Raw genomic sequence first — 18,510 nt, 5'->3', positions numbered from 1 at the left:
ATCAGACGTCGTTGATTTCGCCGTAGGCATCATGCGGATGCACTTTAAGGAGTGCAGCAGCGCAGAAAAAGGAGCCCGGGAGGTTTTCATCATTCAGGAAACCCGAACAATGGGTTGTGACGCCGCTTGCTTTACCGCTATTGGGACAAGATATGGATCGCGTACAAGCAATGCAGGTTTTCCTTCGCGTGGTCGAAAGCGGGAGTTTTGTGCGCGCAGCGGAAACCCTGGGCTTGCCGCCATCGTCCGTCACAGGCCTCATCAAGAGGCTTGAAAGACATCTGCAGACGCGCCTCCTGAACCGCTCCACCAGAAGCCTCAGCCTGACACCAGAAGGCGAGCGATACTTCTCTCGCTGTCGCGAAATACTCGAGCTGATCGAGGACACCGAATCCAGTTTGCGCCACGACGAGCGCCCGCAAGGGCGACTGCGCGTAGATGTGCCGGGCGGCATTGCACATGCCTTGATCCTGCCGCAGTTGGGTCAATTCCGGCGACAGTACCCGGATATTTACCTGGCTATCGGTGTCAATGATCGCCAAGTGGACTTGATCCAGGAAGGTGTTGACTGCGTAATCCGCACCGGCAGCCTCAATGACTCGGCTTTGGTTGCTCGACGCTTGGGCAATCTGCGCTGGATCACGTGCGCGGCTCCTTCCTATCTGGAAGACAACGGCATCCCGGAAGTGCTGGGAGACTTGCAACGACACCGAGCGGTCCATTACTTCTCCAGCACGACTCGAAGGGGCAGCGAGTTGCATTTCATCGATGAGGGGGTGAGCTTCGACGTCCCAGTCCCCGGTACTGTGGCGGTCAACGAGACTGCGCTGTACATAAAGCTTGGCCTCGCGGGCCTCGGCTTGATCCAGCTACCTGAAATTCTTGTGGCGGACCATCTGCAGTCAGGAGATCTGGTCGAGGTGCTGGCAGGCATGCGGCCCGAGTCTGTGCCGGTATCGCTTCTGTACCCCCATCACACTTTTCTTTCGCCGGCGATGCGAGCGTTCTCTGATTGGGCGACCGAACTGTTTGCCGTGCCCGGGCTGAAGTGAAGCGGACCATCAGCCGGCGCCATGAAGCTCCCCGAACCACGATGATTGCTGTACATCTGAGCGGCGAGATTCCGCTGTAACCAGTCGCCGCACATCTGTGTCACAGAATGGAAATGTCGCCAATCGGAGCGGCCTCCATGCGTTCTGGCTTCCAGTCGATGCGCTGCGCGTGCGGTGGATTGATACCCAGGCGCCGGTGCAGCGGCAACATGGCCGTCACGCACAAGAGGTCAGCGGGCTTGCTTCGAGAGGGAGGGAAAGGAAGGGCAGAAGGCCTTCCTGCCAGGTCAGCCCAGAGTTGCGCCTTGGCTTGCACTGGGCACGTCACTGCCCGGCATGGCGTCGGGCAGCTCGTGCTGGGGTCCTCCGATTTCCGGCTGCAGCCGTTTTGCCGAATGAGACACATGCTCTTCGGACTTGCCGGACACATAGTCACGCCACACCAGCGGCAGGATGCCGCCGTGACGCCAGTAGTCCACGTCCTCTTCAGTGTCGAGACGGATGATGAGCGGGACGGTCGTGGTGGTTCCGTTGATGCGGCGCACGATGGCCTCAATGCGGCCGGAGACCTCGAGGTGCTGAGCGAGCGCTGGTACGTCGATGGTTTCGCTGCCGTCCAGGTTCAACGATTCCGCCGTGGTGCCTGGCTCAAACTGCAGCGGCAGCACGCCCATGCCCACCAGGTTGGTCCTGTGGATGCGCTCGAAGCTCTCGGCAATCACTGCCTTCACTCCAAGCAATGCAACGCCCTTCGCGGCCCAGTCGCGGGACGAGCCGCACCCATAGTTCCTGCCGGCGACAACAGCAAGTGGCACCTCGCGACGCAGATACTCTTTCGCCGCTTCGAAGATCCGCATCTGCTTGCCCTCAGGCATGAGCTTCGTCTCGCCCCCTTCGACGCCAGGAACGATGCGGTTGCGCAAGCGGATGTTTGCGAACGTAGCGCGTACGGCCACGTCATGATTTCCACGGCGCGTCGTGTAGTTGTTGAAATCGCGGCGTTCGACGCCCCTCGACAGGAGGAAGTCGGCGGCGGGCGTCCCGAGGCTGATGGCCCCGGAAGGAGAGATGTGGTCTGTCGTCACTGAATCACCGAGGATGACCAAAGGCCGCATTCCTGTGATGTCCTGAACGGGAGCAGCTTCGCGCGAGAGCCCTTCGAAATAAGGGGGCTGGAGGATGTAGGTGCTGGCGTCATTCCAAGGGAACCGCTCGCTTCGCTCGCCGGCCAGAGCATCCCATGGCTCGCCCCCTTCGAACAGGTCCGAGTATTTCTGGCGGAAGATTTCCGGCTCGTAGGCCCCGTCGACTGCCGCTGCGATCTCGGCTGAAGTGGGCCAGATGTTGCGCAAGTACACAGGTTGACCGTTGCTTCCGGTTCCGATGGGCTCCTTGGTCACATCGACCGACAAGGTGCCGGTAAGCGCATAGACCACCACCAGTGCCGGCGAACCGAGGTAGGCGGCCCGAACATTGGGATGGATACGGCCCTCGAAGTTGCGGTTGCCGGAGAGCACGGCGGTACCGACCAGCTTTTCTGCTTCGATGGCCTCCACCAAGTGCTCCGGAAGTGGACCGGAGCCGCCATTGCAGGTCGTGCAGCCGAAGCCGGCAACATGGAAGCCGAGCGCATCAAGCGACTGCTGCAGCCCGGCTTTTTCAAGCACGGCGGCCGTCACATGGCTGCCTGGCACCAGAGATGTCTTCACCCACGGCTTTGCCTTGAGGCCCAGTGCCACGGCCTTCTTCGCGACGAGGCCTGCGGCCATCATGTTTACGGGGTTGGCTGTGTTCGTGCAGCTGGTGATGGCTGCAATGAGCACGTCGCCATCGTGCAGGGAGAACTGCTCGCCCTTCACGGGGGCGACATGCTCGGGGTCGAGGGGCCGACCGGCAATCTCCTGATAGTGCTTCACGAATGCGCTGGGCACTGTCTCCAGCGGCAGATGGTCCTCGGGGTTCCGGGGGCCGGCCAAGCACGGGCGAATTTCATCGAGGTCGATGGTCACGACGGCGTCGAAAACAGGTGCGGGCGTTTCGGCGCTGCGCCAGAGCTTTTGCGCCTTGGCGTAAGCCTCCACGAGTTCCACCTGCGCGTCCTCGCGCCCCGTCACGCGCAGATAGTCCATCGTGCGCTCGTCAATGGGAAAGTACACGGCAGTCGCTCCGTACTCCGGCGCCATGTTGGCAATCATCCCGCGGTCACCCAGGGACAGGGCCTCCAATCCGTTGCCGAAGAACTCGACGAACTTCCCGACAACTCCGAGTGCGCGCATGCGCTGCGTGATGGCGAGGACCAGGTCGGTGGGAAGAACGCCTTCACGCAGCTTGCCCTTGACCTCGATGCCGACCACTTCTGGAAGCGCCAGAGCGACGGGCTTGCCGACCATGACAGCTTCGGCTTCGATGCCGCCGACGCCCCAGCCCAACACACCGAGGCCGTTGATCATCGGCGTGTGGCTGTCCGTGCCGACGCAGGTGTCAGGAATCGCCAGTTCGCCCTGGCCGTCCTTTTCGGTCCAAACCACCTTGCCGATGTACTCGAGGTGTATCTGGTGCATGATGCCCTTGCCCGGAGGCACGATTCGTACACCTTCGAAGCTGCTGCTGCACCAACGTAGAAAGGCGAACCGCTCGGCATTGCGTTGGTATTCGCGCTCCAGGTTGACTTTGCGCGCAATCGGAGACGCCCAACTGTCCACCTGAAGCGAGTGGTCGATGATGACGTCGACCGGCACCCTGGGGCCAACTTGCGAGGCATCGCCGCCGGCCTCGGCTACTGCGTCGCGCATGCCGGCCATGTCGACCAACATCACTTGCCCAAGGATGTCCTGGCCATACACACGAGTCGGGTAGAAGCTCAAGCCGGCGCCAATCTTGCGACCGAGAAGCGCATCGATTTCGGCTTGGGTGTCCACGCCGCGCGTCGCAGCCTGACGCAGGAGGTTCTCCAGCAGGATACGGAACGAGAAAGGAAGCTGGTCCACGCCGGCCACGTCGGCGATGGAGACATAACGCACCGCCCGGTTTGCCACGGGAAGCTGCTTGATCTGGGGGGTGGCATTCATCTGCTTTTCCTTTGTTGAGGCGAGGGGCGGTGCTGAAGTATTCAAATCAGCCCGACATTGGTCATGACGGTGCGAAGCCGGTTGTGCTCCTCGTCGACAAATTTGGAGAAGTCATCGCCGGTCATGACGCTGGGCGACCAGGCATTGGTCTTCAGCGCTTCTTGCCAGACCTTGGTCTTCGTCGCGGCAATGACGGCGTCGGTCAATTCCTTGCGCTGAGCGGGCGTCAGATTGGCGGCGCCGTAGACCCCGCGCCAGTTCCCGATCTCCATGTTGTAGCCAGCCTCTTTCAACGTCGGTGCATCCACCCCCGGGATACGGGTGGGCGAGCCCACCGCCAGTACGCGGAACTGACCCGACTCGATGTATTTGGCGAGCTCGGCGTAGCCCCCGCCGATGGCGGAAATGTGGCCACCGAGCGTTGCGGAGACCACCTCACCGCCACCGCCGAACGGGATGTAGTTCACCTTGGCGACGGGGACCCCTGCGGCGGCCGCAAGCTCAGCGGTACCGATGTGATCGACTGAACCCTTGGAGCCGCCGCCCCACTTCACCGAGCCGGGGTTCTTCTTGAAGTCCGCCATCAAGTCGGCAAAGGTCTTGTACGGCGAATCCTTGCGAACGGCGATGACGTTGTACTCGGTGAAGAGCCGCGCGATAGGCGTCGCGTTGGCCAGCGTGATTTGCGGCTTGTTCTGCACGATTCCCGTCACCATGATGGCGCCCATCACGCACAGCGCGTTCACGTCGCCCTTTGAACCGTTGGCGAACTGCGCCAAGCCCAGCGTACCGCCGGCGCCGTTCTTGTTGTCATACACGACGCTCTTCGCGGCGCCGGCGTCCTGCAACGCTTTCCCGAGGGTTCGGGCAGTCTGGTCGTAGCCGCCGCCGGGCGAACCTGGCGCCATGAATCGAACAGTCTCCAAGGCTTGAGCCGACAGTACGGTAGCCAGCACGCTAGCCAACGCGGCGCGGCGCAGGATGGACTTGATGGTGCTCACGGAATGTCTCCTTCATTCGGGTTGTGGGGCAGGCGCAATTCCGACGGTTTGCCATTGTCGCCCATTTTGTATTTTCTAATCAATTTCAACAATCATAGTCGAGGGTAAACCCGGGCAGGAGGCAACGGGTTGTTGAGCGCGCGACGGCCACGCGCGAACGCAGCTGCGCCACCAGGGCCTGTCCGGCCTGGCGGTTTACTGGATTTCAGCCCTTAGGCTGCTTCGGAGAAGACGCTGGGGTCCAGCAGCTTGCCGCGCCGCGCACCGTTGAGGTGAGCCCGCATCAAGTTGGCGGCCTGCATGAAGTCCTGGCGTTCGATGGCGTCCAGGATCGCCAGGTGTTCGGACGCTTGAGTGTGTCGTGGGGTGCGCTTTGACGCCTGGCGGTACTCCACCAGCCGGCGCAGTTGGTTGATACGCCGGACCGACTGCAGGACGAACCGGTTGTGCCCCCACTCGGCAATCGTCTCGTGAAAATGGCTGTTCGCCTCGAACAACTCAATGGGGGTCATCGTCTGGAACCCGCCGTCCACGATGCGCTGCTGCTCGCGGCGCAGTTGCTTCAGTTCCGAAGAGACGAACGCAAAGGATGGCCCCAGGATGGCCCCCGGCTCGATGGACTGCCGGAAAAGGTAGCTCTCTTCGTAGGCGTCCGGCGAATCAATCATGGACAGGAACCGCCAGCCGTGCCCCATGCTCTGCTCAATCCAGCCCTCCTCGGAAATCCGAGACAAGACTTTGCGGAGGGTGCTTCGGGCGACGCCATAGCGACGCATCAGGTCAGCCTCGGTCACCTCGTCGGCCAAGCGGTCGGACTGGCGGTCGTTGGCAATGCGCAGGTACAGGGGGTCGTCGGTCGCCAAAAGACTGGCCACCGACCCGTCCCAGTCTTTGGCATCGACGCTGAGAAAGAAGCCCCGATTGGCGTCCTGCTGGAGGACACCCAGTTGGGCCAGGTGACGAAGTGCCGCTTGAATCGGCGACCGTGAGGTGCCGATGTGCTGGGCTAACTGAATCTCAGGGAGATGGTCGCCGGAAACACGGTTGTCCCGGCGCACGAGTGCCACGATTTCCCTGGCGACGCGCTGCTGCAGGGAGGTCAGTTCCGGGGCCGAGGCCGCTTCATTCGCCGAGGACATTCCTTGTAGTCTAGGCCAGCGGACTCCTGAACATCGTGCCGATGGTCAATCAATCTTCATGCCGTATTGCTTAATGAGCCTGGACCAGCGGTCGCCTTCTCGCTGAATCAGCTCGCCAAATTCCTTGGGTCCGGCCGCGACCGGCTCGGTCATCCCAGCCAACAGCTTCTCGACGACCTCTTTCTCTTTGAGCGCTGCAGATGCGGCCACATGGATTCTCTGGATGACAGCGTCCGGCGTGCCCTTTGGAACAGTCAGCCCCATCCAGGACGAGAACTCATAGCCGCTGACACCGCTCTCGGCCACGGTGGGGACGTCCGGGAGCGCCTTCGAACGCTTCTTGCCGGTCACTGCCAGCGCCTTGAGCTTGCCTGCCTTGACGTGCGGCAGTGCCGCCAGCGGGAAAGCGACGACCGTGCTGATTTCGCCCCCCAGCAACGCAACGATGGCCGGCGCGCCGCCTTTGTACGGCACATGGGTGATGTCGACCTTGGCCATCGACTTGAGCATCTCGCCCGCCAGATGGTTCGCGCTGCCGTTGCCTGCCGTGCCATACGTGAATTTCCCCGGTTCCTTCTTGGTCAACTCCAGGAATTCCTTCAAGTTGTTCGCCGGGACGGAGGGGTGCGCGACGATGACCAGGTCGATGGAAGTCAGCCAGGTCACCGGGGCAAAGCTGTCGACCTTGTAGCCCGTGCTGGGGTAGAGGTTCGGGTTCAGAGCCATGGTGCCCTGATTCACGAAGGTGACCGTGTAGCCGTCCGGTGCGGCCTTGGCGCCCAGGGCCGTCCCGATGTTTCCTCCTGCGCCGGCCCGGTTGTCAATGATGACTGCCTGGCCCAACACCTCTTGCATCTTCGTCTGGATGCTTCGGCAGACCACGTCGGCGTCGCCCCCGGCTGGCTGCGGAACGATGAGCGTGACGGGTTTGCTGGGGAACTTGTCCTGGGAAAAGCTAAGGCCGGCGAAGCCGAGGGGGAGGACGGCGGCGCCTGCCTGCAGCAGCGCGCGTCGAGAGAGATGGCTCATGGTTTTGTCTCCAAAGAGGTGGAAGGAAAGGCATCACTATTGTTGTTTTGTCGAAAATAATCATATAATGCAATCCAACGGCAGGTCAAACGATGGAGACGTATCCGCATTCCGATTCTTGCGATGTCGCCTTTCGGGCGTACGTCGGTTGTCGGACGACCGCACTTAGACGGGCGCGCGGACGAGGGCTCGAGGTCTTCGATGTTTCGAGCGCAGGGAAATGGACCCATCGGTGGACAGTTCCTGCGGGCCACAACCCCTCCTTTCTCATCATCGACGAGGCACGGGGCGTGCTTCATTGCGTCCACGGGGACGGAAGCGAAGTCAGCAGCTTCAAAATCGACGTCGATGGCCGACTGTTCGGGCTCGGTACACGAGCCACGGGTGGTACGAATCCGGTGCATCTGGCACAGAGCGCCGGCAATCGCTGGGTTCTGGTGGCGAACTACGCCGCCGGTAGCGTCGCGAGCTTGCCGGTTGAGGAGAACGGTTCAATAGGACCGATGGCTCATCTTCTTGAGTTGCCGGCCAAAGCAGGCCCTCACAAGACCCAACAGCAGGGCGCGCATCCGCATCAGATCGTGCTCCACCCCTCCGGTCGCTGGCTCCTGGTCCCAGACAAAGGCGCCGACGCAGTCCACACCCTCGCACTCGACGAGGACACCGGTGCGCTGCAACTCATAGCAACGCTCGAAGTGGCGCCTGGCAGCGGTCCTCGCCATCTGGTGTTTCGGTCTGACGGCGCCGTGGCGTGGGTCGTACTGGAGCTATCGAGCCAAGTGCTGACGGCCCGATTCGACGCGGCTACCGGTCGGTTGGAGCCGGTGCGTCGCACGACGACGGTCCCCGACTCCTTCGTCGGCGAGAACACAGGAGCAGGCATCGTTCTCCCCCGCGACGAATGCCAACTGTTCGTCAGCAACCGCGGGCACGGCAGCGTGGTCTGCTACGAGGTTGACGCGACGGACGGGGCGCTGAGCTCGCCGACCTGGACCAGGGCTCTGGGCGCGGTGCCTCGCTTCATTACACCTCTTCCCGGCACCAACGCACTTTGCGTCGCAAACGAAGACGCCGATTCCATCGTCCGTGTCTCCGGCCCCTCCCAAGTCGAACCGCTGACCTCCACCGGAAGCCCCGTGTGCGTTGCGTTTACTCATTCATCGAAAGAAATTACCTCATGAGCAAGCAGATTGGCATTCGTGCAACCTATATGCGCGGCGGCACAAGCAAGGGCGTCTTCTTCACGCCGGATGACCTCCCGGCGCCCGCTCGCCAGCCTGGCGCGGCGCGCGACGCGCTGATGCTGCGCGTCACGGGAAGTCCCGACCCGTACGGCAAGCAAATCGACGGAATGGGCGGCGCGACCTCGAGCACGAGCAAGGTCGTCATCGTTGGCCCGAGCGCTCGCCCAGACTGCGACGTGGACTACCTGTTTGGCGCGGTTGCCATCGAATCGCCTGTCGTCGACTGGAGCGGCAACTGCGGCAACCTGACCTCTGCGGTCGGACCCTTCGCAATCGAGCGTGGCCTGGTTTCAGCACCAGAGAACGGCATCGCCATCGTGCGCATCTGGCAGGCCAACATCCAGAAGAAAATCATCGCGCACGTCCCCATGTGCGACGGCCAGGTCCAGGAGACCGGCGACTTCGAACTCGACGGAGTGACCTTCCCTGCGGCCGAAATCAAGCTCGAGTTCCTGGAACCCGGCGCGGACGAAGACGGCGAAGGCGGTGCGATGTTTCCCACCGGGAACATGATTGACAAGCTCGACGTGCCCGGAGTGGGCGTCGTCGAGGCCACCCTCATCAATGCAGGCAACCCGACCATCTTCGTCGACGCCGTCACCCTGGGCTTGAGCGGGTCGGAACTGCAGCCTCGCGTCAACACGGATGCCGAACTGCTGGCGAAGGCCGAAGCCATTCGCGCAAATGCGACCGTGGCCATGGGCCTGGCGGCGACGGCAGCCGAGGCCACTGAAAAGCGCCCACACACGCCGAAGCTGGCTTTCGTTGCACGGCCAACCGGATACACGGCATCCAGCGGCAAGGACGTGAGTTCTAGCGACATGGACCTGTGCGCCCGCATCTTCTCGATGGGCAAACTCCACCATGCCATGACCGGCACTGGAGCCGTCGCGATCGCAGTTGCCGCGGCAATCCCGGGCACCTTGGTGTCTCGCGTTCTCGGTGGCGGCCGCCGCGACGAAGTTCGATTCGGCCACCCCTCGGGCACGCTGAAGGTCGGCGCCGATGCCGCGGAGCAGGATGGGACCTGGGCAGTGACCAAGGCCCTCATGAGCCGTAGCGCGCGACGTCTGATGGACGGCCAGGTCTTCGTCAGCGCGGATTGGTCCCCAAAACAATGAGGTCTATCGGTGCACTACTCTGCGCATGACGTCGAAGCACTTGCTCCAACGGGAGTCCTCCGAGCAACCATCAATCTCGGCAATCCCATACTGGCCCGTCAAGACGCAGGCAATGAGCCCACCGGCGTCTCTGTGGACTTGGCTCGTGCGCTCGCTGCACGCTTGGAAGTTCCTCTCGAACTCCTGGTCTTCGATGGCGCGGGCAAGGCTGTCGATGCTGTAGCCAACGCGAGAGCCGACGTCGGGTTCTTTGCCATCGACCCATTGCGCTCCCAAGGAGTTCAGTTCACTGCGCCCTACGTTCTCATCGAGGGTTGCTATCTCGTCCGCAATGAATCATCGTTTCGGACGCATCAGGACATCGAGCAACCGGGCGTAAGCGTCGTTGTCGGCAAAGGCAGCGCCTATGACCTGTACCTGACCCGTACCCTCCAGAAGGCGGAACTGATTCGAAGCCCGACGTCTCCTGGCGTCGTGGATATGTTCATCGAAGGAGGCCACGCTGTAGCGGCGGGCGTCAAGCAGCAGCTTGAATACGATGCACATCGCATCGAAGGCCTGCGCCTTCTGCCCGAGCGCTTCATGATCATTCAGCAAGCCATGGGCCTTCCCTCTGCGCGAGGCGCGCTGGCGGCGTCGCTGCTTCATCAATTTGTCGAGAGCTGCAAGGCATCCGGGTTCGTACACGAAGCACTTCGACGGAATGGCATTGATGGAGCAACCGTCGCGCCGAAAGGCATTGAGTCAGCACCCACGTGACGGCTTGGCGCCCATTGCGGACTTTACGACCATGCAAGTAGTGGTCGCTCCGATACGCCAAGAGGAAGCTGTCTGACAGCAGCCTCGACCCCGAAACCGCTACTTGAGACCGACGGAAGTCTTCCAACTTCCGACTCGACCTCAAAAGATACGCAGCTGCGATTCCCTTCGCGGTGATTCCGCGCTTCATACGTCCGTACGCGAGTTCATTCGCGCTAGAGCCCCTCTGCACTCTCAATCATTCCGAAAATGAAATTCAGCCGCTCATTTTCAGAGGCAATCCGACGCGCGATTTCTTCATCTTGTGGGCCACACTAGGCACCCGATGGAGGTTCCCTCCAGCCAGTCCGGTTCGATTTAAGGATCGGCTCTTTCCTCGGACAAGCAGGCGCCGACGCGAGTCGCGTCTTGCCCGAACGTGGGAGTGAACTCCGCAACCTGATCGAGCTGCGAGCTGGCGATGCGACTCGACGCATGCAGTGCGGCAGCCATGTGCTGCCGTGCGGGCTCGCGTGCGCGTGCTGCATGGCGATGTGTTGCTCGTGCCTGTCGAACATGCGCGGACAAGGCAGCGAGCGATGACATTCCGTGGCGTTGCCGCGCATCGGATGTGACAACGAATGTCAGTTCCTGTCGTTACACGTCGCTCGCGATGCGTGCAATGTATCCATCGGTTTTACCGATTTCATCGCATGGAGCAATCGGGACGCATGGCACGCAGCTTGCGGAATCACTTCATTACATATTCACGAGAAATGACACACTCATGAGCGATGAGAAGAACGCCAACCTGCTGGATCGACGCACTTTCTTCCTCGGGACCGCAGGCGCCTTGGCACTGGGCACGACAGCCTGCGGTGGAGGAAGCGGGGGCAGCAGTTTCTCGCCCATAGGTGGGGCGGCCGCGCAGCAGACACCTGCTGCGGTCGCCGGTGTCGATTCCCCCACTACCCCCGAAATCCCTGCGGCCGAGCCGACCACCCCCGAGCCCGCAGTACGCAAGATCGTGCACCCCGGTCTGCTCGTCACGGAGGAAGATCTGCAGCGCATCCGCGACAAGCTGGCCGCCAAGGCGGAGCCCTGGGTGGGCGGCTTGAACATGATGCTCAAGACGAACAACACCAACCTCGATGCGAAGCCGCGTCCCCTGGCGTTGGTGACGCGCGGCGTCGAGGGCGAGAACTACTGGCAGATGGTCGGCGACATGGTGCGTGCCCTTCATCTCGCATTGCGCTGGAAGATCTCGAACGACGAGAGCTACGCTAAGAAGGCGGTGGAGTTCCTCAATGCGTGGTCGTCGACCTTGACCGAGCTGGGCGGCAACTCGAACGTCTTCCTCGCTTCGGGCCTCTACGGCAACCAGTGGGCCAACGCCGCGGAACTGATGCGGACCTACTCCGGCTGGGCGAAGGAAGACGTCGCGCGCTTCCAGGCCATGCTGCTGAACGTGTTCTACCCGAAGGCCCACGACTTCCTGGTCAACCACAACGGCACGGAGACCAGAAAGGTCACCCACTACTGGGCGAACTGGGACCTTGCCAACATCTGCGCCGTCTACGCGATCGGCGTGTTCTGCGACCGGAGCGACCTGATCGCCGAGGCGAGCAACTACTACAAGAGCGGCCGCGGCTGCGGCGCGAGCGCCAACAACGTCTATCACGTGCATCCAGGCTATCTGGGGCAATGGCAGGAGAGCCATCGCGACCAGGGCCACTCGACCCTCGGCATCTCGTTGGCCGGCATGTTGTGTCAAATGGCCTGGAACCAGGGCGAGGACCTCTTCGGCTACTGGAACAACCGGCTGCTGGCCGGTGCGGAGTACGTGGCCAAGACGAACCTCGCGGATGCCAACGGCAACGCGCTGTACACGATGCCGTTCGCCCCCTACGACGGCGTCCACGGAGTGGGGACCGCTGCGGCGGGCACGAACAGCCTGCGGCCCAACTGGGACCTCATCTACAGCCACTATGTGAGCCGCAAGGGACTCTCGGCCCCCTGGACCAAGGCAATGCTCGACAAGATCCGGCCCGAGCGCGTCGACGGCGGCGACCAGCCGGGCATCGGCACGCTGCTCTATGCGCGCGATCCGGTCCCCGCCGCCCCACCGAGCGGCCTGAGCGCTTTCCTGAGCGACGCGAAGGTGCAGCTGTCGTGGTGGGGCACCGCAGGCGCTTCTCAGTACCTCGTGCAGCGCGCGGCTTCGCCGAACGGTCCTTTCATGACCCTCGCGCCTGTCACCGAACCGCGCACCTACACCGACGATCCCGGCCAGGGCACCTGGTACTACCGGATCGACGCGGTTACCGACGCCGGAGAGATGACCGGTGCGGATACCTTGCGCGTGGCGGTCCCCGGCGAACTGTGGCTGCACCTGCCGCTCAGCGGCGATGCCAACGATGCCAGCGGCCGCGGCCTGCATGCGCAACTGAAGGGCGGCACGAGCTGGGGCGAAGGACGCAACGGCGGAAGCGCCGTGCAGCTCGACGGCCGCAGCGGTCACGTACAGCTGCCGGACGGGGCCGTGTCGGGCCTGGGTGATTTCACGATCGCGGTGTGGGTCTATTGGGATACGGCCTCGGTCATCGCGCGCGTTTTCGACTTCGGTTCCAACGACGTGGCCTACATGATCCTGATCCTGCGCGACCAGAACAAACAGCTGCGCTTTTCAGCCTCGCGCAATCAGTTCTGGAAGGAAGAGTCGGTAGCCGGCGGCGAGACGCCCACCGGACGCTGGGTGCACCTGGCGGTCACGCTGTCGGGCACCACAGGCACGCTCTACATGGACGGCGCGCAGATCGCCACCGCGGACGGCATCTGGATCAATCCTTTCCAGCTGGGCAACACCACCCGTACCTGGCTGGGCCGCTCCCAGTACGGTAGCGATCCGTACTTCAAGGGCCGCATGCAGGACTTCCGCATCTACAGCGGCGCGCAGGACGCGAGCTTCATCGCGGACCTCGCCCGCTGAGCGCCATCGGGCAGCGGCGCTGCCCGGACCACCCTGAACCCGAACCGGCGCGCGCATGCACGGGCGCGCCGGGGCTTTCTTGACTTCGACCCTTCGGATTTCTCTCATGGACATTCTTTCTCGACGATGCGCTTCCGCGTTGATGGCCTCGCTGCTGCTCTTCGGCTGTGGCGGAGGCGGTGGCGGCGGTGGAGGGGCCGGCATTCCGCTGGTTGGCAGCCCGACGGGCCAGGCCGGCAGCGGCGGACAGAACAACGGTGGCCAGGTGGCCGGCAACACCTCCGGCAGCGGCACTCAGGGCACCCAGGGTGGCAATGGAGGCTCGAGCGGCGGCTCCGCGCCTGTGCCGGCCACCGTCGCCATGGCCAACAAGCTCGGCAAACCCTCCCGTGTGCTGTTCGGCCTAGGCGCTACGAACATCGATGACATGAAGAGCCAGGACATCCACCCCGACATCGTGGAGCACTACCTCGTGGGCGTCGGCTCGGGCGCGTGGCCCACCTGGAACAGCCCCGATGGAGCCTATGTCACCTTCTCCGCCCAGGCTGCCGATGCCTATGGTGCGGTGCCCATGTTCACGCTCTACCAGATGACGGCGAACGGCGAGGGCAACCTTAGCGGCATCAGCGATGCGACCTTCATGAACAAGTACTGGGGCCAGGTCCGCCTGATGTACCAGCGCATCGCGGAATGGGGCAAGCCTGCCCTCGTCAACGTGGAGCCGGACTTCTGGGGCTTCGCCGCGTCGCAGGCGCCCGGCCGCGACCTGACGAAGATGGCCGCCGCCGTGAGCGGCCAACCGGAATGCGCCACGTTGCCCGACACCGTCGCGGGCCTCGGCCAGTGCTTCGTGCAGATGGGCCGCAAGGTCGCGCCCAAGGCGCTGATCGGGTTTCCGCCCGCTTTCTGGAGCGGCACTCCCGTCGAGATCGCCGCGATGATGCGGGCTGTCGGCGCGAACCAGGCCGACTTCATCGTCGCCCAGACCAGCGACCGCGACGCGGGCTGCCGGGAGGCGGCATCGAGGCCCGCGGAATGCCAGAACGGAAGTGCCCCGTTCTACTGGGACGCGAGCAACCAGACCAGCCCGAACTTCCACGACAACCAGAAGCAATATTCGGACTACCGCACGGCGCTGGGCAACGGCCTGCCGATCCTGTGGTGGCAGACGCCCATGGGCGTGCCTTCCGATACACCCGGCGGCACCGACCAGCACTACCGCGACAACCACGTCGACTACATGCTGACCAACACCCAGGAATACGGCGACATGCACACCATCGGGATCGTCTTCAGCGCGGGCGGCAGCCACCAGACCTCGATCAGCACAGACGGCGGCCAGTTCGCGCGCCTCTCGGCGCAATACCTCGCGCGAGGCGGCGCTGCGTTGAAGTAGCCGGTTGCTGCCGCTCAATCGCGCCGAGGCGCCGCCATCGACGGGGATGACCGCCCCCTGTCATGTAGCTCGAAGCAGGCGAGGCCAGCAGCAGGGCCAGTCCCTTGATCTCGTCGACCTGGGCCAGGCAAGTCTTGAGCAGCGAGTGCACAGCCGCAGCAAACTCCCTTGTGGAAGGCCAAGGATAGGAGATCGTTGCACGCAGAGAGATCGGTGGCGGGGCTTCCATGTGTTCTGCTCCGCGATGAATCATCCGTTCCGACACGCTTCTTCGTCCCTTGCCGATCTCCATGATGCGGCGATGGCGTCGGATCATGCATGTCAATTTTCTTCAAGACAGGCGTTTCCTGCGCTGCAAGAATGGCTTCATGCGAGAAGACGGACACCGTGAAGAAGCACCCGGGCCTGATGGCCCCCGATCCCGCAACGCGCTGCGGGACGACGCACGCTTCTTCACCTCGGGGTGCATGACAGGCGAGGAACGGGTGGATTGCCTGACCGCAACCTTCAGGAAGCACCGCTATGCCCTGCATGCGCACGAGACTTTCGTGATCGGAGCGATCACCTCGGGCTGCGGCACCTTGTGGCTTCAAGGTACGCGGCATCGCGCCAGCCCGGGAGACCTGACGCTGCTCAACCCGGAAGACGTGCACGACGGGACGCCCCATGACGACACGGGCTACAGCTACCGGGTGACCTACCCTTCCGCGCCGCTCGTTCGGCGCCTGGCGGCCGAGATCACCGGCCATGAAGTCCAGCCGCATTTCCGGTGCCGGGTGATCCGGGACCCCGCCGCGGCCACTCGCCTGGTGGCCGCGCACCTGGCACTGGAGACCTCCGGCTGGTCGCTGGGCACGGAGGAAGCGCTGCTGCTGGCCTATACCTGCTGCCTCGAGCGACACGCCGAGGGCTTCCGCCCCGAGGCCCCGCGAGGCCGGGAGCAGCAGCGAGTGTCCAGGGTCAAGTCGATGCTGGAAGATCAAGCCACGTCGAGCGACGTGTGCCTGGCCGACCTCGCCGGCGAAGTCGGCGTGAGCCGGTTTCACCTGATCCGCATGTTCCGCAATGAAGCGGGGACCACACCGCACGCCTATCTGGTCGGCCGCCGCATCGAGGCGGCAAAGCGCCGCCTGCGCCGGGGAGAAGCGCCGGTCGCCGTGGCGTCGGCAACCGGCTTTGCGGACCAGGCCCACCTGACACGCGTCTTCAAGGCCAGGGTCGGCGTGACACCTGGTGCCTACAGGGACGGGGTGTCGAAATGAGGCCGCGTGAAGGCCCCGCCTCATCCGCGGCTCCACCGGATCGCCGACCCTCCTCGCTCGCCACAGCCGCCGAAGGCGCAAGGGACATCCTGCCTGCGGTGATGGTCGCGGTTCCGATCGGCCTGCTGCTCGGAGCCCTGTGCAGGTCCAAGGGCATCCAGGCCGCGGAGGCCGGATGGATGTCCCTGCTCGTCAACGCGGGCGCATCGCAGTTCGCGGCGGTCCAGCTGTGGGCGAACGACGGGCCGCGGCTCGGGCCGATCCTGCTGTCCACCTTGCTGATCAATGTGCGCCACGCGCTGATGAGCCTGACCCTCGTTCCGAAGCTCGCGAAAGCCGGCATGACGCGCCTGCGCATGTGCGTGGCGCTGGCCTTCCTCACCGATCCGACATGGGGATTCGCGGAGCAGCGTGCGCGCGCGGGCCTGCCGGTCACCTGGTCCTACTGGATGGGCCTGGCGCTCGTCTTCTCGGCCGCGTGGGCTGGTGCGACCATGGCCGGCGCGTGGCTGGGTGCCTATCTCGGCGATCCCCGGCGGATCGGCGCGGACTTCGCGCTGGCGGCCTTGTTCATCGGCATGACGGCCAGGTTCTGGATGGGGTGGCGGCGCACCGGTTTTGCCATCGCCGCCAGCGGCCTGTCGTCGGCGGCCGTGTTCCACACCCTGGGTGCGCCGTGGCACGTGATGGCCGGCGCCATGGCCGGCATCGCGGTGGCCTACTTCGCGGCGCGGCCGGAGCAAGCACAGGAGCCGCAGCCCGCATGACGTTCCACGCGACAACCCTCGAGGCGATCGCGGCGATGGCCGTCGTCACCTATCTCACCCGGGTCGCCGGCATGCTGTTGGTGCGCGGGGATCGGTTCGCCGTCCGCGGCCGCGCGAAAGCAGCCCTGGATGCCATACCGCCCGTCATGTTCGTCACGATCATCGCGCCGACCCTGCTGGTCACCGGCTGGCCGGAAACGCTGGCGGGCCTGCTGGCGGCGGTGGCCTCGGTCCGCCTTCCGCTTCTCGGAACGATCCTGGTGGGCGTCGTTGCGGTGGCCGTGCTGCGTCTTGGCCTCGGCATGGCAGGTGCGCCATGAGTGTCCGCGAGTACGGCAACAACGGCTCGGATCGGCTTCCCGGTTCCTCGATACCCTGGATGCGATGAGCCCGGCCATACATTCCTTTCTGACGTCGAGCGATGCGATCTTCGAAGTGCACGACCACGACGCCGTGGTGAGCTTCGCTGAAGCGCAGCGCTTGCTTCCCTTCGATCCCGACGCAATGGTCAAGAGCCTGGCCTTCCGCCTGCCGGGCGATCGCTACGCGATTGCCGCCATGCGAGCGGCCGAGCGCGCGGACTACAAGAAGATCGCCGATGCACTTGGCGTGAGGAGAGCGGATCTCCACATGGCAACGGACATGGAACTGGCACAGTTCCTCGCGATGGTCCCGGGAGGCGTCGTTCCCTTGCCGATCAACGGGGCACGGGTAGTCGTCGATTCGGGAGTGACGGCAATGGAAACGATCTATTGCGGCACGGGGCGGAATGATTCGACCCTGCAGATTCGCAGTGCCGAACTTGTCCGGGTAAGTCGCTGTGCGCTGCACGACCTCGTCAAGCGGTGAGCGATGTCGGCGATCGTTCGTGACATGACTGGGTGTCCCAGAGAGACCTCCTCGTGCTGATGGGGGTGCGGACAAAAACGGTTCAGTTCCCGAGATGCCGACGCGCTCGCCGGGCAGCGACTGCAGCGCGGGCGCCGGCTCCGACGCATCTCCGGATACCGATGCCGGCATCACGGCAGGTCGCAGCAATGCAAGAAGCTTGGAAACCCAGGGCTTCATGAATACGCCTTCAGGTGGGGCCCGCCTCTTGGCGGCGGGCTGGTCGAGTGGCGATGGACTGTAGGAATACGCCGTCACGCGGTCCAATAAAGGAGTGCGCGAGGCATTGACGGCCCGTTTCTTTGTTCCATGAATTGCATCAATAGCCTCAAATAATGCAATTCACTTGGCGTTCGATGCGCCGCACACTCCGTTCCCAGTCCTGCTGCCGCTGGGTGCAGCAAACCAAGGAGACACGAGAGTGGACGTACATCCGGATCAGTTGCAGTCATGGATCGGGCGCAGCGAGCGCCTCGAGGACACCATCCATCCCACGCCCGTGGCGGCCTTGACGGCGACGCTCGACCACCCGGCCGCGCCGGTGCCGACCGGCACGGCGCTTCCGCCCCTGTGGCACTGGCTCTACTTCCTGCCCATGCACCGCCAAAGCGAGATCGGCGCCGACGGCCACGCCAAGCGCGGCGGGTTCCTGCCGCCGGTGCCGCTGCCCCGCCGCATGTGGGCCGGCAGCCAGTTCGAGTTCCGCGCGCCGATCCGCGTGGGCGACCAGGTCACGCGAACCTCGACCATCGACGACGTCACGCTGAAGGAAGGCCGCACCGGCAAGCTCGTGTTCGTCAAGGTGCGGCACGAGAT

The 18,510-nt window shown here is 63.7% G+C and carries 15 protein-coding genes; 11 read left to right on the top strand and 4 right to left on the bottom strand.

The genetic code is table 11. The features are described 5' to 3' along the window. Nucleotides 1–152 precede the first annotated feature (152 nt). The gene (locus ACCD11_RS25510) at nucleotides 153–1,052 is read left to right on the top strand and encodes a LysR family transcriptional regulator (RefSeq protein ID WP_309928730.1); all 900 of its coding nucleotides are present in this window, start codon (nucleotides 153–155) and stop codon (nucleotides 1,050–1,052) included. Nucleotides 1,053–1,339: 287 nt separating this feature from the next. Here ACCD11_RS25510 and acnA read toward each other — a convergent pair whose 3' ends face one another. The 4 genes from acnA to ACCD11_RS25490 form a co-directional block, all read right to left on the bottom strand. Next, entirely contained in the window at nucleotides 1,340–4,120 is a 2,781-nt protein-coding gene (acnA, locus tag ACCD11_RS25505) for an aconitate hydratase AcnA (RefSeq protein WP_309928728.1), read from the bottom strand. A 41-nt stretch (nucleotides 4,121–4,161) separates the two neighbouring features. Next, nucleotides 4,162–5,121 (bottom strand): Bug family tripartite tricarboxylate transporter substrate binding protein, encoded by a 960-nt coding sequence (locus tag ACCD11_RS25500; RefSeq protein WP_309928725.1) that lies wholly within the window; start codon nucleotides 5,119–5,121, stop codon nucleotides 4,162–4,164. Between the two features lie 212 nt (nucleotides 5,122–5,333). Next, nucleotides 5,334–6,260: a GntR family transcriptional regulator gene (locus ACCD11_RS25495; RefSeq protein ID WP_309928723.1), complete on the bottom strand. Its 927-nt coding sequence runs from the start codon at nucleotides 6,258–6,260 to the stop codon at nucleotides 5,334–5,336. A 45-nt stretch (nucleotides 6,261–6,305) separates the two neighbouring features. Next, nucleotides 6,306–7,289 carry a Bug family tripartite tricarboxylate transporter substrate binding protein gene (locus ACCD11_RS25490; protein WP_413315965.1) on the bottom strand — a complete coding sequence of 328 codons (984 nt, stop codon included), beginning with the start codon at nucleotides 7,287–7,289 and terminating at the stop codon, nucleotides 6,306–6,308. Between the two features lie 92 nt (nucleotides 7,290–7,381). Between ACCD11_RS25490 and ACCD11_RS25485 the strand changes: the two genes are divergently transcribed. The 10 genes from ACCD11_RS25485 to ACCD11_RS25440 all read left to right on the top strand — a co-directional run. After that, on the top strand, nucleotides 7,382–8,470 hold the full coding sequence (locus ACCD11_RS25485) for a lactonase family protein (protein ID WP_413315964.1): 1,089 nt from the start codon (nucleotides 7,382–7,384) through the stop codon (nucleotides 8,468–8,470). Beyond that, a complete protein-coding gene (prpF, locus tag ACCD11_RS25480; RefSeq protein WP_413315963.1) occupies nucleotides 8,467–9,654 on the top strand; it encodes a 2-methylaconitate cis-trans isomerase PrpF in 1,188 nt (395 codons plus the stop codon). Before ACCD11_RS25485 ends, prpF begins: the two co-directional genes overlap by 4 nt. 9 nt (nucleotides 9,655–9,663) lie before the next feature. Continuing rightward, the gene (locus tag ACCD11_RS25475) at nucleotides 9,664–10,413 is read left to right on the top strand and encodes a transporter substrate-binding domain-containing protein (RefSeq protein ID WP_413315962.1); all 750 of its coding nucleotides are present in this window, start codon (nucleotides 9,664–9,666) and stop codon (nucleotides 10,411–10,413) included. Nucleotides 10,414–11,179: 766 nt separating this feature from the next. After that, complete coding sequence (locus ACCD11_RS25470) at nucleotides 11,180–13,381, top strand: LamG-like jellyroll fold domain-containing protein (RefSeq protein ID WP_413315961.1); 2,202 nt, start codon at nucleotides 11,180–11,182, stop codon at nucleotides 13,379–13,381. 106 nt (nucleotides 13,382–13,487) lie between these two features. Continuing rightward, nucleotides 13,488–14,777, top strand: a complete 1,290-nt coding sequence (locus ACCD11_RS25465) for a hypothetical protein (protein ID WP_413315960.1) — start codon at nucleotides 13,488–13,490, stop codon at nucleotides 14,775–14,777. 314 nt (nucleotides 14,778–15,091) lie between these two features. Then, nucleotides 15,092–16,039: an AraC family transcriptional regulator gene (locus ACCD11_RS25460; RefSeq protein WP_413315959.1), complete on the top strand. Its 948-nt coding sequence runs from the start codon at nucleotides 15,092–15,094 to the stop codon at nucleotides 16,037–16,039. A gap of 101 nt (nucleotides 16,040–16,140) precedes the next feature. Further along, nucleotides 16,141–16,806 carry an AzlC family ABC transporter permease gene (locus ACCD11_RS25455; protein ID WP_301507961.1) on the top strand — a complete coding sequence of 222 codons (666 nt, stop codon included), beginning with the start codon at nucleotides 16,141–16,143 and terminating at the stop codon, nucleotides 16,804–16,806. Continuing rightward, nucleotides 16,803–17,126, top strand: coding sequence for an AzlD family protein (locus ACCD11_RS25450; protein ID WP_192322887.1), 324 nt, complete (start codon nucleotides 16,803–16,805; stop codon nucleotides 17,124–17,126). Before ACCD11_RS25455 ends, ACCD11_RS25450 begins: the two co-directional genes overlap by 4 nt. 64 nt (nucleotides 17,127–17,190) lie before the next feature. Continuing rightward, a complete protein-coding gene (locus ACCD11_RS25445; RefSeq protein WP_126025592.1) occupies nucleotides 17,191–17,655 on the top strand; it encodes a YbaK/EbsC family protein in 465 nt (154 codons plus the stop codon). A gap of 460 nt (nucleotides 17,656–18,115) precedes the next feature. Next, nucleotides 18,116–18,510 (top strand): MaoC family dehydratase N-terminal domain-containing protein (locus ACCD11_RS25440; RefSeq protein ID WP_413315958.1); only part of this gene is annotated, 395 nt, incomplete at its 3' end.

The organism is Variovorax sp. Varisp36 (assembly GCF_047304235.1).
In the GTDB taxonomy this organism is placed as follows: domain Bacteria; phylum Pseudomonadota; class Gammaproteobacteria; order Burkholderiales; family Burkholderiaceae_C; genus Variovorax.
The sequence above is the reverse complement of the archived record's forward strand: the minus strand, read 5'-3'. Positions and strand labels throughout refer to the sequence as shown.

Bases quoted from the DNA above. Each gene is read 5' to 3' on its own strand.
- ACCD11_RS25495 (WP_309928723.1), bottom strand. From the start codon at position 6,260: ATGTCCTCGGCGAATGAAGCGGCCTCGGCCCCGGAACTGACCTCCCTG.
- prpF (WP_413315963.1), top strand. From the start codon at position 8,467: ATGAGCAAGCAGATTGGCATTCGTGCAACCTATATGCGCGGCGGCACA.
- ACCD11_RS25455 (WP_301507961.1), top strand. From the start codon at position 16,141: ATGGTCGCGGTTCCGATCGGCCTGCTGCTCGGAGCCCTGTGCAGGTCC.
- acnA (WP_309928728.1), bottom strand. From the start codon at position 4,120: ATGAATGCCACCCCCCAGATCAAGCAGCTTCCCGTGGCAAACCGGGCG.
- ACCD11_RS25445 (WP_126025592.1), top strand. From the start codon at position 17,191: ATGAGCCCGGCCATACATTCCTTTCTGACGTCGAGCGATGCGATCTTC.
- ACCD11_RS25490 (WP_413315965.1), bottom strand. From the start codon at position 7,289: ATGAGCCATCTCTCTCGACGCGCGCTGCTGCAGGCAGGCGCCGCCGTC.
- ACCD11_RS25460 (WP_413315959.1), top strand. From the start codon at position 15,092: ATGCATGTCAATTTTCTTCAAGACAGGCGTTTCCTGCGCTGCAAGAAT.
- ACCD11_RS25470 (WP_413315961.1), top strand. From the start codon at position 11,180: ATGAGCGATGAGAAGAACGCCAACCTGCTGGATCGACGCACTTTCTTC.
- ACCD11_RS25510 (WP_309928730.1), top strand. From the start codon at position 153: ATGGATCGCGTACAAGCAATGCAGGTTTTCCTTCGCGTGGTCGAAAGC.
- ACCD11_RS25465 (WP_413315960.1), top strand. From the start codon at position 13,488: ATGGACATTCTTTCTCGACGATGCGCTTCCGCGTTGATGGCCTCGCTG.
- ACCD11_RS25485 (WP_413315964.1), top strand. From the start codon at position 7,382: ATGGAGACGTATCCGCATTCCGATTCTTGCGATGTCGCCTTTCGGGCG.
- ACCD11_RS25450 (WP_192322887.1), top strand. From the start codon at position 16,803: ATGACGTTCCACGCGACAACCCTCGAGGCGATCGCGGCGATGGCCGTC.